This window comes from Jatrophihabitans telluris (genome assembly GCF_023516435.1).
GTDB lineage: Bacteria > Actinomycetota > Actinomycetes > Mycobacteriales > Jatrophihabitantaceae > Jatrophihabitans_A > Jatrophihabitans_A telluris.
This window is the reverse complement of record NZ_CP097332.1, coordinates 1,439,814-1,456,561: the sequence shown is the minus strand read 5'-3', so window position 1 is coordinate 1,456,561 and position 16,748 is coordinate 1,439,814. Positions and strand designations below refer to the sequence as shown.

12 protein-coding genes are annotated in these 16,748 nt (G+C 68.4%); 2 read left to right on the top strand and 10 right to left on the bottom strand.

All coding sequences use genetic code 11. From position 1 onward, the window contains the following. The 10 genes from M6D93_RS06895 to M6D93_RS06850 form a co-directional block, all read right to left on the bottom strand. Entirely contained in the window at positions 1-1,371 is a 1,371-nt protein-coding gene (locus M6D93_RS06895) for a M16 family metallopeptidase (RefSeq protein WP_249773620.1), read from the bottom strand. Beyond that, positions 1,368-2,699 carry a M16 family metallopeptidase gene (locus M6D93_RS06890; protein ID WP_249773619.1) on the bottom strand — a complete coding sequence of 444 codons (1,332 nt, stop codon included), beginning with the start codon at positions 2,697-2,699 and terminating at the stop codon, positions 1,368-1,370. Before M6D93_RS06890 ends, M6D93_RS06895 begins: the two co-directional genes overlap by 4 nt. A 53-nt stretch (positions 2,700-2,752) precedes the next feature. Further along, a complete protein-coding gene (locus tag M6D93_RS06885; RefSeq protein WP_249773618.1) occupies positions 2,753-3,943 on the bottom strand; it encodes a hypothetical protein in 1,191 nt (396 codons plus the stop codon). A gap of 4 nt (positions 3,944-3,947) precedes the next feature. Next, positions 3,948-5,354, bottom strand: coding sequence for a dipeptidase (locus M6D93_RS06880; RefSeq protein WP_249773617.1), 1,407 nt, complete (start codon positions 5,352-5,354; stop codon positions 3,948-3,950). A gap of 9 nt (positions 5,355-5,363) precedes the next feature. Continuing rightward, on the bottom strand, positions 5,364-8,624 hold the full coding sequence (locus M6D93_RS06875; protein WP_249773616.1) for an ATP-dependent helicase: 3,261 nt from the start codon (positions 8,622-8,624) through the stop codon (positions 5,364-5,366). Beyond that, entirely contained in the window at positions 8,621-11,740 is a 3,120-nt protein-coding gene (locus M6D93_RS06870; protein ID WP_249773615.1) for an ATP-dependent helicase, read from the bottom strand. The genes M6D93_RS06875 and M6D93_RS06870 overlap by 4 nt, the downstream gene beginning before the upstream one ends. Before the next feature lie 35 nt (positions 11,741-11,775). Beyond that, positions 11,776-12,099 carry an MGMT family protein gene (locus M6D93_RS06865; protein ID WP_249773614.1) on the bottom strand — a complete coding sequence of 108 codons (324 nt, stop codon included), beginning with the start codon at positions 12,097-12,099 and terminating at the stop codon, positions 11,776-11,778. Positions 12,100-12,144: 45 nt separating this feature from the next. Then, entirely contained in the window at positions 12,145-13,305 is a 1,161-nt protein-coding gene (moeZ, locus tag M6D93_RS06860) for an adenylyltransferase/sulfurtransferase MoeZ (protein ID WP_249773613.1), read from the bottom strand. A 236-nt stretch (positions 13,306-13,541) separates the two neighbouring features. Further along, positions 13,542-14,567 carry a DUF3152 domain-containing protein gene (locus tag M6D93_RS06855; RefSeq protein ID WP_249773612.1) on the bottom strand — a complete coding sequence of 342 codons (1,026 nt, stop codon included), beginning with the start codon at positions 14,565-14,567 and terminating at the stop codon, positions 13,542-13,544. Positions 14,568-14,571: 4 nt separating this feature from the next. Next, positions 14,572-15,624, bottom strand: a complete 1,053-nt coding sequence (locus M6D93_RS06850) for an alpha/beta fold hydrolase (protein WP_249773611.1) — start codon at positions 15,622-15,624, stop codon at positions 14,572-14,574. Positions 15,625-15,687: 63 nt separating this feature from the next. On the opposite strand from M6D93_RS06850, the gene M6D93_RS06845 reads away from it, so the two are divergent. Continuing rightward, on the top strand, positions 15,688-16,335 hold the full coding sequence (locus M6D93_RS06845; RefSeq protein WP_249773610.1) for a TetR/AcrR family transcriptional regulator: 648 nt from the start codon (positions 15,688-15,690) through the stop codon (positions 16,333-16,335). A 182-nt stretch (positions 16,336-16,517) separates the two neighbouring features. After that, on the top strand, positions 16,518-16,748 hold the full coding sequence (locus M6D93_RS06840) for a DUF3107 domain-containing protein (RefSeq protein ID WP_249773609.1): 231 nt from the start codon (positions 16,518-16,520) through the stop codon (positions 16,746-16,748).

The following is a 16,748-nucleotide window of genomic DNA, read 5'->3' as shown; positions in this document are numbered from 1 at the left end:
TCAGGAGGTCGGGACGAGCTCGACGTCGAGTACTCGCCGCAGCGGCTCCAGGATCTGGTCCGAATCACCCACCGCAACGGCCACCAAAGCACTGGGCGCGAGGAATTGCGCGCTCACCGCGGCGATTTCGTCTCGGGTGACGGCCGCGAGCCGGACCGGGTGGTTGTTCAGCCAATCCAGGTCGATACCGGCGCCCAGGAGGCCGGACAGCGTCGAGGCCAGACCTGCCTGCGTCGACAACGACAACGCCAACGTCCCGATCGCGTACTGGCGGACGAGATCGAGCTCGGCCTCGGTGATCGGCAGCGTCGCGATCCGCCCGAGCTCGTAGAGCGTCTCCACCACCGCAGGTGCCGTTACCTCGGTGGCGACATCAGCCGAAGCGGTGAAGGCCGAGGCGAGCACCGAATGGTCCAGCGAGCTCCGGGGCGAGTAGGTGTACCCCTTGGCCTCGCGAATGTTCTCCACCCATCGCGAGGAGAACAGGCCACCGAAAGCAAGATTGGCCAGTTGCAGAGCCGGATACCGCGGGTCGGTGCGGCCCAGAGCATGGCCGCCGAAGCGCAGAGCGGTCTGCACCGAGTCGGGACGATGCAGGATCTGCAACGGGCCGCGCAGCACATCCGGAACCGCCGGAACCCGGCGCACCGCCTGCTTGCCCGTCCAATCGGCCAGTTGACGTTCGACGCTGTCCAGCGCCCGTGCCGGGGTCACATCGCCGACGATGACCAGCACGGCGCCCTCAGGTCGCACGAGATCAGCGTGCAACTTACGCACCTGCGCCGCCGTGACGCCCCCAACGTCTTCGGGGCTGGGCAGCCCCGTGCCATAGGGGTGCCCGGGCGCGAGTCGGTTACCCAAGGCCTCGTTGGCGATCACGCCGGCCTGCGAACGGGCGACCAGCAATCGCTCGAGTAGCCGGTCACGCTCGCCGACGAGCTCACCCTTGGGATAGGTGGCCTGCGTGAGGACCTCCGCGAACAGACCCAACAGCTCCGGCAGCTTGGTGGCCAGTGCGGACGCGCTCAGCAGCAACCGGTCGGCATCGAGCCCGACGGAGATGTCGCCGCCGAGTTCCTGCAGGGCGATGGCCAGTTCGGTGCGGTCATACCGGGACGTCCCGGTCAGCATGGTGTCGCTGAGCAGGACCGAACGGCTCAGATGATGGGACTTCGCCGACAGGAACGGGATCCGGAGCCGGACCTCGACCATCGGGACCGATGGGCGGCGGACCACGACCACGCGCAGGCCGGAATCCAGCACACGCTCGGCGGTCGTGATGCGCTTGGGCCGAGAAGGGGCGGTCAGCGGTGGCACGCTCAGGGGCTGGGCATGCCGTCCGGACCGGCGGGTCGGACTCGCCGAGGTCATTTGTCTCCTCCGGGAAGTAGTTCGACGACGGCCCGATGGGAGTCGACCAGCCGCGCCGCTGCGGCCCGGATGTCGTCGTCGGTGATCTCGGCGAGCAAGACCGGCAGTCCGAGACTCAGCGAGGCGCGGTCGAACAGCAACTCGAACTTCGCGAACTCCAGGCTGCGATTGAGGACCTGGTCCAGCTCACGGAAGACCGTCGCCGACAGCTTCGTCCGCACCCGATCGATCTCACCGGGCTCCGTGCCCCTGGTCGCGAGCCGGTCGAGCTCACCGTCGACAGCCGCCAGAACCGCGTCGGTGGACTTGGCGTTGGCGTAGTGCGCGGTGATGTTCAGGCGGGTGGGATTGCGTTCCTCCAGCGGATCGCCGAACGTGCCGAGATAGGCGCTGATGTCGGTGACCAGCCGCTGCTTCTGCACCAAGGAGCGCTGCAAGCGCGAAGCGTCGCCGTCGGAGAGGATCTCGGACAGCAGGACCGTGGCCAGGAACTGGCGGAGGTCGCCGTTCGGATCGGTCAGACGGTAGCCCAGTGCGACGGCCGGCAGAGGCGCAAGTTGATCAGTCACCTGGTCTCGCCGATCGGCGGTCAACGGCGGCTCGGAGAAGTCCGGACGAGCCGGCTTCTTACGGCGCCGGATTCCGCCGAAGTGGCTCTCGATCAGCTCTAGCGCCGTGTCGGGGTCGAAGTCACCCGCCACCGACAGGACCGCATTCGCCGGCGCGTAGTAGGAGTCGAAAAACGCGCTCGCGTCGGCGACCGTGGCGTTCTGCAGATCCTCGAATCCCCCGTAGCCGTTGTGCGCGTTGGGGAAAGTGTCGTAGAGCAGCGGAGGAAGGACCAGCCAGGGGAACCCGCCGTACGGGCGGTTCATGACGTTCACCCGGATCTCTTCCTTGACCACCGAGATCTGATTGGCCAGATTCTCCTCGGTGATCCGCGGCGAACGCATCCGGTCCGCTTCGAGGAACAAGCCGCGCTCGAAGGCGTTGCTGGGCAGCACTTCGAAGTAGTTGGTGTAGTCGAGATGGGTGCTGCCGTTGAAGATTCCGCCGGAGGCCTGCACGTAGCGGAAGTGCTCCAGCTTCTCCAGGTTGGCCGAACCCTGGAACATCAAGTGTTCGAACAGGTGAGCGAAGCCGGTTCGTCCCTCCGGTTCGGAACGGAAGCCGACATCGTAGAGAACGGCGATGCCCACGACCGGCGCGGCGCGGTCAGGGGCGAGGACCACCCGTAGACCGTTGCCGAGGGTGTGGTGAATCAGTTCGAAGGACGGGGTGCGGAGCGCGCCCCGACTGCGGGCGGCCGAAGGCTTCGATGAAGGCACCCGTTCACCTTAACCAGCGGGTCCGGACCGGCACGGGCGGTGTCGGGTCCGGCTCAGCTGATGCGGATCGAGTCGATTGTGGCCTCCGCTTTGGACCACAGTTGTTTGACGTCGTCCGGGATCGACAGCATGAAGATCGAAACTCCGGCAGCTGTCGGGATGCCCACGACATACAGGCGTTCTGTCGTGGCCTTCAAGCCCCGGGCGGCACGGTAGGCGGGGTTCATCGTGACGAGGGTGACGAGTTCGTAACCGGTCTTGCCGTCGATCATGCGGGCGCGGGCATCGAAGACGGTCGCGCCGGGGTTGTCGCCGTATGCGGCCACCAGGGCCAGCGACGTCCGTCGCTGAACCTCAGCTTTGATCTGCGCGAGGCTTGGCAGCGGTGCGGTCGACGGCGCGGTCGACGGTGCTGTCGATCCGGGGGTGGCGCTGGTCGATCCGGCGACCGGCGACGGACCGGTGTGGAACGCCACGTTGCCCGGCGGGGTTGCCGTCGCTGCACTCTGCGGGTTACCCGACCCCTCGCTCAGCACCCAGTTCGCTTCCACCTCTCGGCTCAGCGAGATCCGCAGACCCAAGAAGTTGTCGGTGAGCAGGTCCTGACTGAGACCAGGGTCGATGCAGGAGTACGAGATGTGCGATTGCTGGTCCACGATCACCGGGCACGACACGAGTGGGATGTCGTTTCCCCCGGTCCCGCCCCCTGATCCGCCGCCCGACCCGCCGCTGACCGACGGCGGTGCGGCCGAGGCGCTCGGCACGGAAGTGCCCGGCAGGACCGGATTGGTGGCGCTCGCCTGATTCCCACTGCCCTTGCGCGCGTGGTTGACCAGGATGGCCACCACCAGCACGACCGCGATCGCGGCGGCCGCTGCCAACCACCACACCCGTGAGCGTCGCGGCGGAGGCGGCGGAGGCGGAGGTCCCCACGCGCCCCGGGTGGTGTCGAACGGGGCGGTCGCGTGCGGGTACGGCGGCTGCCCGTAGATCGGCTGCCCGTACTCCGGCTGTCCGTAGTCCGGCGATCCGTACGGCGGATTCGTGTATGACGGCGTTCCGTAGTCCGGCTGTCCGTAGGACGGCGTTCCGTACGACGGGTTTGCGTACGACGGGTTTCCGTAGGACGGGTTTCCGTAGGACGGGTTCCCGGAGGCCGGCGGACTCCATGGGCCGGGCAGGCGCCAGTCGACCCCGTCGCCCGACGGTGGCTGCGCGGACGGGCCCCAGCTGCCGTCGGACATCAGTTCAGCCCCGCAGACCGGTTCGGCCGAGATCGGCGAATTCCTGCCACAGCAGGGCGGCGGCTTCGGCCCCCTTGAACAGCATCGACAGACTCACCTTCTCGTTCGGCGCATGGATCTGGTCGTCGGGCAGGCCCACACCGAGGAATACGAGCGGGGCTCCCAGCGCGGCCTCGATGGCGGCTTCTGGTCCCGACCCGCCTTCACGGGTGGCCAGTATCTCCGATACCCCGAAGGTCTGCGCCACCGCGCGGTTCAGCGCGGCGAAGGCGGGAGTGTCGACGCCCACCACGCAAGCAGCCACCCCTTCCCCCTCCCATTCGATGCGATGGGAGATCCCGTCGGGAACATGCGAGGCGACGAAGTCGACGACGGCCCGCTGGATTGCCTCGGGACGTTGGTTGGACACGAGCCGGAAGGATAGTTTGGCGAAGGCGTCGCTCGGGACGATCGTCTTGCCGCCCTCCCCTTGATAGCCACCGCCGAGCCCATTGACCTCCGCGGTCGGGCGGGCGCCGAGCCGTTCCAAAGTGGAATAGCCTGCCTCGCCGGCCAGCGCCCGGGACTTGGCCGTGTTCAAGAACTCGTCGTCGGAGAACGGAGCCTTGTTGATGAGGTCGTGCTCGGCGTCGGTCAGTTCCAGTACATCGTCGTAGAAGCCAGGGATTTGCACCCTGCCCTTGTCATCGTGCAGCGCCGCGACCAGCCGCGCGATCGCCGTCGCGGGATTTGGCACGGCGCCGCCGAAGGAGCCCGAGTGCAAGTCGAGGTCCGGACCGTGAAAGTGCACGGTGGCCACGACCAGGCCCCGCATTCCGGTGACCGCACTGGGGATGTCCGGAGCCAGCATGCCGGTGTCGGTGATGACCACGACGTCGCTGCGCAGCTGCCCGGCCCGTTCGGACAACAACTGCTCGAAGTTCGGGGACCCCGACTCCTCCTCCCCCTCGATGAGGAACTTGAGGTTCACGGCCGGGCTGTGTCGCCCTGCGGCGGAGAGGTGGGCGCGCACAGCCAGGAGATGAAACAAGAGCTGGCCCTTGTCGTCACTGGCGCCACGCGCCCGCAGCACGTCACCGTCGACGGTCGGCTCGAACGGCGGCGTCTGCCACAAATCGATCGGATCGACCGGCTGAACGTCGTGGTGGCCGTAGACCAACACGGTCGGCGTGTCCCCGGTCGCGTCCTCGGCCGGCCATTCGGCATACACCGCCGGCAGGCCCGCCGTCGGCCAGATCTCCACCGTGGGAAAGCCGGTTCGGGTGAAGGCGGCGGCCAGCCAGTCGGCACTGGCCGCAACGTCGGCGTGGTGCTCTGCTTGGGCGCTGATGCCCGGGATGCGCAACCAGGCGTCGAGGTCGGCAAGCAGGTCTGGGCGGTGGTCGGCCACGAACGCCGGTACGTCAGTCACGCGCCCAGGCTAACCGGCCGACCTGTTTGTCGGCTCAGTGACCGCGCGGGGCAGCGGCCCGCTGACCAGTAGTGTGTGCAGGTCCTCGGCGTCCATCAGGTCGAGGGGGGCGACCGTGAGATTGTCGGCGACGTAGTGGAAAGCCGCGCCGACACGGGACAACTCGGGGCCCGCGAGACCTTGCAAGCCAGCCCACGCCAGTCGATACACCGCCAGTTGCACGGCCTTTGACCGGGCGTCCGCACCGCGCGGGGGACGCCCGGTCTTCCAGTCCACCACTGTGAACCGACCGTCCGCGTCGCTGAACACAGCATCCATCCGGCCACGCACGACGCGGCCCGCCAGCGTGAGTTCGAAGGGGACCTCGACCGCGACCGGCGTGCGACTGCCCCACTCGCTGGCCTCGAAGGCCCGCTTGAGCCGTTCGAGCTCGGTGTCGTCGATGACCTCATCGGCCGCGCCGGGAATCTCCGACAGGTCGAGCAGGGTGTCGGCCGACCATCGCTGTTCGAGCCAGCTGTGGAAAGCCGTCCCACGGCGGGCCAGACGGGCGGGCTGTTGCGGCACGGGACGGCGTATCCGGCGCGCGAACTCGGACTCGTTCTCGGCCAACGACACCAGGTCCGAGGCCGACAGCTGGCGCGGCAACGTCACCTCGATCAAGCCGCGGGCCTGCTGGGCGGCACGCTCGGCGAGCAGAACGTCGACGTCTGTCTGCCAGAACTCCGCGCGGGGGCTGGCCGGCCGGTACCCCTCGACCGGATGTCCGATCGCCGAGCGCACGGCGCGGGCCGCCTCCTCCAGCCGCGGTCGGTGCTGGGCCAGGGGGTCGCGGGGCCAGGCGACCTCGCGCCGTTCGGCCAGCAGCGGATTCTCCGCCGCCTCGTCCTCCTGCCAGTGCCCAAGCTCGGCCGTACCGGCCAGCGACAGCGCAGCCAGCTCTCGAAGAAACGTCGACGCCTTGCGCGGGGTCTTGCCGTTGCCCCACTGCGCACCCGAGGCATAGAGAACCTTGCGAGCGCGGGTCAGGGCAACGTAGGCCAGCCGCCGCTCTTCTCCGAGATAGCGATCGCCGAGAGCATCGTGGTGATGTTTGACGTGCTGTTCCAGCTCGCGCCGGTCGGTACAGGCACCGACGGAAATCGCCGGAAGGTCATTGCGATCGCCGCGCAGCGGGGCGGGCAACAGCGATCGCGCGCGCGTCCAGTCGTGGTTCTTGGGCGTGGACGGAAAGCCGCCTTCATACATCCCGGCCACCGCGACCACGTCCCACTCCAAGCCCTTGGCGCCATGCACCGTGAGGACCTGAACCCGCTCGCTGTGCACCTGAGCCGCAGCGGGTTTGAGCCCGTATTCCTCGTCCTGCGCAGCCACCAGAAACGACAGGAAGGCGCTCACCTGGGCCGGTCCCGCGCCGATCTCGCGTTCGCTGACGAACCGAGCGGCCTCATCGGCGAAGCGGTCCAGGTTCTCCCGGCCACCGGATCGGCCGACGCCGACCTCAACGTCGAGGCCGGTCACCCGTTCGATCTCGGCGATGAGGTCCGGCAGCGGCAGGTCCAGACGGCGCCGCAACCGTCGCAGCTCACCGGCCAGCGCAGACATGCGCCGGTAGCCCTCGGCCGAGTAGTGGTCAGCAGGGCCGAGGTCGGCCAGCGCCTCGACCAGCGAAGCCTCGATCCGCTCGTCCTGGACGAGGTCCGGATCCGGCGTGGAGTCGTGGCTCGGCTGCGAGAAACGGGAGAGCAGCACGGCGGTCTGCCGCGCGAGCAGTCGGGCGCGCGTATGCAGGGCGACCAGATCGGCCGGGCCGGTCCGCCATCGGGACCCCGCCAACAGCCGGGCCAGTGATCCGCCGGCCCCGGAATCGATCAGAACGCGCAGCGTGGCGACCACGTCGCTGATCTCGGGCAGGGTGAGCAGGCCACCGAGGTCCACGACCTCGACCGGCAACCCTGCATCGCGTAGTGCCTGCGCAACGCCGGGAATTATCGAACGTTTGCGGACCAACACGGCCATGGTGCGCTCGGCCCCGGTCCAGTCACGTCGCTCGTCCCATTCGTGACGGAACTGTTCCGCCAATGTCTGGGCCTCGTCGGGCTCGGTCTCGGCGAAGCTGACGACGAGACGACCGTCGGTCGCCTCTGGCCGCGCTGTGAGCGAGGTGTCCTCCGCTGACCGCAGGGGGGCTGCGATGGCATTTGCGGCCTGCAGGATTCGCCGGTCGTTGCGCCAACTCGTCATGAGTGGATACACCGGCGCGGGCTCTCCGCTGCGCCGCCGGAACTTGTGGGCGAAGCGGCTGATGTTTCCCGCGCTGGCGCCACGCCAACCGTAGATCGACTGCAAGGGATCGCCGACGGCGGTGACGGCCCGACCGTCGGCGAACAGGGCGGCGAGCATGTGAATCTGGGCGTGCCCGGTGTCCTGGTATTCATCGAGCAGCACCACGTCGTAACGCGACCGCTCGATCTCTGCCACCGAAGCCGTTTCGGCCAGGCGCGCGGCCAGGACCATTTGGTCGGCGAAGTCCACCGTGGCCTCACGGCGCTTCTGTTCGGCAAAGCGGTGCAACAACGGGATGAGCTCGTTGCGCTGGAGCAGAGTCTTGACCCAAGCACCGGACTCGGCCGGCCACGGCTTGCCTCGGGAAGTCGGGCTGAGCGGCAGCCGTTCGAGTTCGGCCAGCAAGTCAAGGCTGAAACTCGACAGTTCCTCGGGGGTGACGAGGTGATCGGACAGCTGGCCGGCCAGGTCCAGCAAGTACCCCGTCACCGATGCAGGAACGCCGGGTGGAATCTCGAAGTTGCCGTCGTAGCGCCGAACGGTCGAGTCAGCGACCTGCCACCGAGCGGCCTCGCTGAGCAGCCGTGCGCCCGGCTCAGCTCCGAGGAGGATGCCGTGCTCGCCGACGAGTCGGCCGGCGTAGGCGGCGTAGGTGAGGACAGCGGGTTCGCCGATCGGTTCGTGGTCGGGGCCTTGCGCACGCTGCAACGTCGACAGGCGCGTGCGGATGCGCTGCTGGAGCTCACCGGCGGCCTTGCGGGTGAAAGTCAGGCCGAGTACCCGCTCCGGGTCGACCAAGCCGTTGGCGACCAGCCAGACGACCCGCGCCGCCATCGTCTCGGTCTTTCCCGATCCAGCTCCGGCGATCACGACGGCCGGCTCGAGCGGAGCGCCGATGACGGCGGCCTGCTCCTCGGTCGGGGCAAACCGCGCGCCGAGGCGAGCGGCCAGCTCGACCGGGCTGATCAGATCGAGCGCGGTCACAGCCCCACCTGGCGACCATCATCGACTGCAGGGCAGTTCAGCCGCACCTTGCAGTTCAGACAACTCGGGCCGACCCGAGCGGCGACAACGGTGCCGCGCAGGACCGTGGCCACCCGGGCAAGTTCGTCACGTACCCAGTCAGGGTTGGGCGCGTCCGACAACGGCGGCTGGACCTGTTCGGTCGAGCCGGTTTCGGTGCCGAGCTGAACCAGCCGAGCCCCGCCGGAAACCGTAGCGCTGTCGACATCGCTGAAGCCGCCCTCGAGAACCGCCAGCTGGTAGGCACCAAGCTGGGCATGCTCGGCGAGCTTGTCCTTCGTCGGCTTGGACTTGCCGGTCTTGAAGTCGATGACCACCAGGCGACCGGAGGCGTCCCGCTCAAGGCGGTCGACTGTCCCGGCAAGCTCGGCGTCACCGACCACGACGCGAAAGGGCTGTTCCCGGGCCACGTTCGTCAGCTCGTCCCGGCTCGTACGCAGCCAGTCCGTCAAACGCGTCAGCATTCGCTGTGCTCGTTCCCATTCCCCCGCCTGCTGCCAGCGCGCGGCGAAGTCCAGTTCGCTCCAATGCCGTTCGAGCAGCGCGCGCAACTGCTCGGGGTCGGGGTCTTCGCCTGCTTGCTCGGCAACAGCGTGGATCAAGGTCCCCAGCGCGGCAGCGACCTGGTCAGAGGCATCGACCGCGCCGAGTTCGGTGAGCAGCGCCTTGAGCTCGCAGTCCAGATAGGCCTCGAACTTGGACGGCCGAATCGGCACCGGGCCCGCCTGTTCGGCACGGATCGGCGCCCACGTCGACTGTTCGGCCAGCCCCCACCAGGAGTCCGGATGCGCGCCGGCGACTCCGGCCTCGGCCAGCCGGGCAAGCTGGTAGGCGGCCGCATCCGCGTCGACCGGGTCCAGCTCTGGATCGAGCAATGCCGCGCGGAGTTCGGCAACCACCCCGGACAGGACGAATCGGGCAGGTGCGCTGATCACGCGGCGCTCGGTCCCCGCCGGATCGATCTCGTCGAGGAATCGTGAGGGCAGCGTGTCGTCGGTGCTGACCGCGCTGACGAACAACCTGCTGCGGGCCCGAGTCACCGCAACGTAGAACAGTCGGCGTTCCTCAGCCATACGTTCTTCGAGTCGGCCCGAGCTGACCCCGGGTCGCTCCGCAATCGTGTCAACCAGCAGGTCCGAACCGAGCAGCGAACCCCGTTGCCGAAGGTTCGGCCAGACGCCGTCCTGAACGCCGGCGACCGCAACGACCTCCCATTCCAGACCCTTGCTCGCATGTGCGGTCAGCACCGCGACCGCCTCGCCTGCGGTACCGACCGAAGCGCCGGAATCCCCGATCTCCAGCTCGGCGATCCATTCGTAGAGTTGCCCGACCCCCGCCCCGGGGGCGCGATCGGAAACGGTGGCCGCTTCGGCGAACAGGGCGATCACCGCATCCAGATCGCGATCGGCCCGAGCTGCGTCTGACCCCCCGGTCAGCGAGCGGCGTTCCAGACGTGCGGACAGCCCCGTCGCTCGCCACACCGCCCACAGCACATCCTCGGGACTGCCGCCTGCCGCCAGGGCCGACCGGCCGGCCTCGACCACGCGGCCCACTCGTTCGGGTGATCGCCGCAGCGTCACCGGAAGATGGCCGGCCAGAGCGGGTTCACAGACCAGCTCGACGAGCGTGATCGGCTCACCCGGCATCCGGCGAAGGTGACGATGGATGCGGGTGATCTCCAGCGGGTCGGCGCCACCGATCGATGAGGTGAGCAGGGACTCAGCGGTCTCGGGCGTCACGGCGGCGGGGCGTACCGCACACAGCAACAACCCAAGGAGTTGCGCGACCACCGGTTCGTCCGTCAGCGCGCCGCGAACAGCACGGCCGACAGGCACCCCGGCTGCGGCAAGTCCGCGGCGGAGCGTGTCCAGTGCGGTGCCGGCGGTCCGGGTGAGCACGGCCATGTCCGACCAGGCGACGCCGTCGGAGAAGTGTGCCCGGCGCAAGGCGGTCGCGATGGCGGCGGCCTCCTGGCTGGTCGACGAGAAGACGGACACGTCGAGGACGCCGGTGCCCGCGCGGGCCGAGGTCAGATTGCGCTGCTGCACCGGACCGGGCAGCCGGGCGGCCACACGCCGAGTCGCGGCCACCAGCGGCGGTGTGCTGCGTCGCGAGACCGTCAACGACACCGTGGGCACCACGCGTCCCTCCCCGAACACGCTTTCGATCTCCGACATGGCGTAAGGCTCCGCGCCGCGAAAGCCGTAGATCGATTGATCGGGATCGCCGATCAGTACCAGTTCGTCGCAGCCGCGCGAGATCAGGCGGAGCAGTTCGGTCTGCGCGGGATCGGTGTCCTGGAACTCGTCGACGAAGATCCGCCGGCGGGCCCGGCGTTCGGCGGCCAGAAGCTCGCTGTTGGCCCGCAGCTCGCCGATCGCACGCTGGATGAGTTCGGGCGCGTCGAAGGCACCGGGAGACTTCAGCGCGGTGACCTGCAGATACTCGTTCAGGACACCGGCCGCGGCGATCCAGTCCGCCCGGCCCCGAAGGAAACCGAGGGTGCGCAGCGTCTCAGGATGAACGTCGCGCTCGATGGCGCGCATCAGAAGGTCGGAGAGCTCGTCCACGAAGGCTCGGGTGCGAATCGCGGCGGTCAGTTCCGCCGGCCAGTCCTCATGGCCGTCCGCCAGACGACCGGCGAGCAACTCGCGCAGCGTGACGTCCTGCTCCGAACTGGACAGCAACCGTGGCGGCTCGGCGCCGGCCACAACCGCCGCCCGGCGCAGTACCCCGAAGGCGTAGGAGTGGAAAGTGCGGGCCAAGGGCTGCGAGATCGTCGTCGCCAGCCTCGCCGTGACCCGGTCGCGGAGGTCACCGGCGGCGGCCCGGGAGTAGGTGAGCATCAGCAGCTCCGAAACCGGAACGCCGCGTCGGTGCACCCGGTCGACGACGGATTCGACCAGCGTCGTCGTCTTGCCCGTGCCCGGACCGGCGAGTACGCGCAACACCCCACCGCGATGCTCGACGATCCGACGTTGAGCTACGTCGAGCACTGGCACGGTGGTGGCAGCCATCGGAGGGCGCGAGAGGAAGTAGCGCTGACCGGCCGGGGCGGCGATGGGGCTTTCGGGCACGGACCAATCCCACCACGGACCACTGACAGAATCGGTCAGCGGCCGTCCCAGCGCGCCCTGCTCATGTCGACCCGTTCGCCGCGAATCGCCACCCCTTCAGCGCGCAGCCGCGCCAACTGTTCCGCCCGGATGTGCGGCGCCAAGGAGCCGTCCGCGCGGACCACCCGATGCCAGGGCACCGACCCGCCTTCAGCGGCCATGATCCGGCCGACGTTACGAGCGGCTTTCGTTCCGACGAACTCGGCGACATCGGAGTACGCCAGCACTTTGCCGGGCGGAATCTGCTCGACGCACGACAACACCCGCTCCGACAACGGCCGGGTGGCGTCATCGGGAGCGGGCGTCGGCGGTTTCGGCACGGTCAACAAGCCTGCACAGTCAGCGTTCTGGCCGGTGCGAGCGGATCAGTAGGACGGCAGGGACGGGTCGACCTGATTGACCCAGCCGATCACGCCACCCTGAACGTGGACGGCGTCGGAGAAACCCGCCGCCTTGACCGCTGCGAGCGACTCGGCCGAACGTACGCCCGTCTTGCAGTACAGCACGATCTGCCTGTCCTGGGGCAGCTCGGACAAGGCGTCGCCGCGCAGAATCCGATCCTTCGGGATGAGCCGCGCTCCGGGGATCGAGACGATCTCCCATTCGGCCGGCTCGCGGACGTCGATCAGCTCGATGGGCTTCTTGGCGTCCAGGAGTTCCTTCAACTCGGCCGCGGTGATCGTGGAACCGGCGGCGGCCGCCTGGGCCTCCTCCGACACAGCGCCACAGAAGGCCTCGTAGTCGATGAGTTCGGTGATCGGCGCGGTGTTCGGATCCTTGCGGATCTTGATCTCGTTCCACTCCATGTCCAGGGCGTCGAAGACCAGCAGTCGGCCGAGCAACGTCTCGCCGATCCCGGTGATGAGCTTGATGGCCTCGTTGACCATGACCGAGCCGATCGCGGCGCAGATGACGCCGAGCACGCCGCCCTCGGCGCACGAGGGGACCATCCCGGGCGGCGGGGGCGACGGGTAGAGGTCTCGGTAGTTGGGACCGAACTTGTCCCAGAACACCGAGACCTGGCCCTCGAACCGATAGATCGAGCCCCATACGTAGGGCTTGCCGAGCAACACCGCCGCGTCGTTTACGAGGTAGCGGGTGGCGAAGTTGTCGGTGCCGTCCACGATCAGGTCGTAGTCGGCGAAGATTTCCAGCACGTTGTCGGTGTCCAGCCGTTCCTCGTGGACGTTCACCGTGACGTAGGGGTTGATCTCCAGCACCGATTCCTTGGCCGACTGGGCCTTGGACCGGCCGATGTCGGACTGGCCGTGAATGATCTGGCGCTGCAGGTTGGACTCGTCCACCACGTCGAACTCGACGATGCCGAGCGTGCCCACGCCCGCGGCCGCCAGGTACATCAGCGCCGGTGAACCGAGGCCGCCGGCACCGATGCACAGCACCTTGGCGTTCTTGAGCCGCTTCTGACCCGCCATCGCCACTTCGGGGATGATCAGGTGACGGCTGTAACGCCGGACCTCGTCGATGGTGAGTTCTTCGGCCGGTTCGACCAGCGGCGGCAGTGACACGGACTCGGGTCCTTCCCCAGGGCGCCCGTGCAGGTTTGCTCACGGGCGCGATTCGGTGCAGTCAAGATGAGCGGCAGTTGCTTCGAATACCGACTCGAACGCAACTCCGGCACAACGTCGAGCCGGGGGCTGCCCATTCCCATTCTCGCGCACGGCGCCGTGCGGCCCCGAACCGGCGCCCGATCAATCGGTCGATCGGTCGCAAGAACCTGCCGCCCGGCGGTCCAGGAGACGGCTCAGCTCGCGGCGTTGCGCTGGTAGAACTGCAGATCCGGGCCGTCGCCGGCCTCTTCCGGGCCCGGCGCGTCCGTGACTCCCTTGGGATACGGCCACGGGTTTGGTGAGCAGATTTTGCCCGAAGCGGTCCTGGTGCCGATCGTCTGCTGCATCATGACCGGTGCCACACCGCTGACCAGGCACTCGTGACTGTGGTTGTGCCCCAGCGCATGTCCGACCTCGTGGTTGACGGCATAGAGGCGATAGGTGGCCAGGTCGCCGACGTAGGCCTTGGCGCCACGGACCCAGCGAGCGACGTTGAGGACCACGCGCGAATCCTGTCCGTCGAAGCACGATGTCTCGACGGGGAGGCTGTAGCCACACAGATCGCGCACCGTCATCGAGGACGTGAGCGAGATGTGGAAGTCGACCGGACCCGAGGACACCCGCTGCAGCGCGTCCTTGCCGTCGCCGGCCCAGGACTGCGGATTGCTCAGGGCCACCATGACGGTCGTAGCGAACTGGGCCTTGTCGACGCCGGAGATGCCGTCCTCGACCTGAACGTCGAAACGATGCAGAGTCCCTTTTCCCATCACCGGGGAGGACCCGGCGACCGTGCTGAACGTCCGATCACCGGTCGTCGTGTATTTAGGCCCCGGAGGTAGCGCCAGAGCGGGAAGTTCGGCCGGCAGCGACGTTCCGCCGACATCGGTCTTGAGCTGCCCGTTGGTCGGCGCGACTGCCGCGCCGTTGGCCGAGTTCGCGCCTGAGGATGCGTGGGAGCCGCCCCCGCCGCCGATCGCCTGCGTGACCGCTGCACCGCCCTGGGTCTTGACCAACGCCAGAACGGTCAAGATGACGAGCAGCGGTAGCGCGTAAGCCCGCCAGCCGTAGCGCGAGGTGAACTGACGCCAGTGACCGGCGAGCGTCGGCGGTTTCTTCCGACCGGATTCGGGCGATAGGGGCGGGGCCAACCGGGCCGCGCGCTCAGCACGTTCCCAGGCTGCGACTTTCCGCTCCCGCTCCGGGGCTGAGGGGGAGGTCACCCGCTCAGGCTCCCACACCCGAAGAGTTCTGCCGCTCATTTCCGCGCCCGTGGGTCAGGGCCGAGCCGCGGACCGTGAGCGCAAGGATCGCGCGGGCGGTCACCGCCGGATCCTCCAGCTGAGCCACATGACCGATCTCGGGAAGCACGAGCAGGGTCGCATCGGCAATCGCGGTCGCCACCTTGGGCGCGTTCGATACGTGCACGAGCTTGTCCTGCTGACCCCACACCACCACAGTCGGCGCCTCGATGCGGCTCATGAGACGCCAGGCCGAGTTCCGGCCGTGGGTCAGGTACATGCGAGCGATCCCCCGCAGGGACGACAGCATCGCGTCGTGGGCCCAGCTCTGGTCCCGTCGCAACAGCACGTCCTCGGCCGCCTCCGCGATGCGATTCTGCGGAACGAGCTCGGGGTGGGCGAAGCACAGCGTGATGGTGGCCATGGCCCGCCGCTTGGGGCTGCCCTGGTCGAGCTTGCGCAGGGCGCGTACGCCGATCCCGGGCATCATCAACATCGGCAGCAGCAGGTCGCCGCCCTGACGCGGGCGCAGGTCGGGAACCGCCGGGGAGATGAGAGTCAACGTCCTGACCAGGTCCGGGCGTGTCGCGGCCAGGCGGATGGCGATCGCGCCACCCATCGAATTGCCCACGAGATGGACCGGACCACGGTCGGTGCGGCGCAGGTACTCGATGACCACGTCGGTGTGCGCTTGGATGGTGTACCGGTCGGAGGCGGGGGCGCCTGAACGGCCGAACCCAGGCAGGTCCAGCGCATGGCCGTCGAAATAGGGCGAGAGCAGGTCGGCCAGATCGGTGAAGTTCGTCGAGGCGCCGCCGAGGCCGTGAACATAGAGCGCGGGCTCGGGCCGCGCCGCGGTCGACGGCGTCTTGCGGATGAACACGTCGGTGCCGGCAATGGTCTCGTAGTCGCCAGGCCACGGCGGGATGTCACTGTCCACGCGGGTCAGCGGGAATTCCTGCGCGCCGGCGAGTTCGGCCGGACGGGGGCTGCGGACCGGGCGGCGGCTGCGGGCAATCCGCATGGCGGTAGGGCTCACACAGCCGAGACTACCCACCAGTAGGATCGGAAGCCGCACGCCGCAGCAGCCAGAGGGGTCGCCATGACCGACACGATCGACACCGCCCGCGGTTCCCGCCTGCCCCGCTCGGCCAGGCGCAAGCAGCTGCTCGCTGCGGCGCAGGACGTGTTCGTCAACAACGGCTACCACGCGGCTGCGATGGACGACATAGCCGTCCGGGCGGGCGTTTCCAAGCCCGTGCTCTACCAGCACTTCCCCGGCAAGCTCGACCTCTACCTTGCGCTGCTGGACACGCACGCCGAGGAACTCGTCGACAAGGTGCGCCAGGCGCTGGCCGACACCGACGACAACCGCGCCCGAATCCACAATGTGATGACCGCCTACTTCGACTTCGTCGACGGTGAGTCGCGCGGGGACGAGGGGGCGTTCCGGCTGATCTTCGAATCCGATCTGGGTAACGAGCCCGCGGTCCGGGAACGGGTCGACCGGGTGGGACGGCTCACCATGCAGGCCGTGGCCGACACCGTCGCGGCCGACACCGGCTTGTCCCGGCCGCAGGCAGAGCTGCTCGGCGTCGCGCTGACGGGAGCGGCGCAGATGGCGGCCACCTGGTGGTTGGACGCGGACCGTCCGGTGTCCAAGGCCGAGGCCATCCGTTTGCTGGAAACCCTCCAGTGGCGCGGAATCTCCCACTTCCCGCTGCACAACGTGCCGCCGACCGCCGACTAGCGGCGCCGCCGCGGTCATCGGGCCAATCGCAGCGTGTTCGCCCACGGCGCGTGCGGTGGCGGCACGTTCGCTGACAGCGCAGCGTCCCCCGACCCGGAGCCGGTGACGCCTCGGCTAGCGTGGACCCAGCACCGGCGCAGGCCGGTCGTCCATACCCCGCACGGCAACTCAGGAGGTACCTCGTGGAGGTCAAGATCGGCGTTCTGCACACCCCCCGCGAGATCACGGTAGAGAGCACGCAGACCCCGGAAGAGGTCGAGAGGCTCGTCGCGGAGGCGCTCAAGAGCGTCGACGGTCAGCTTTCCCTCACCGATGAGCGCGGGCGCAAGGTGATCGTGCCGGCCAACCTTGTCGCGTACATCGAGATCGCCCAGGCCGATGTTCGCCGGGTCGGGTTCGTCTCCTCCAGCTGA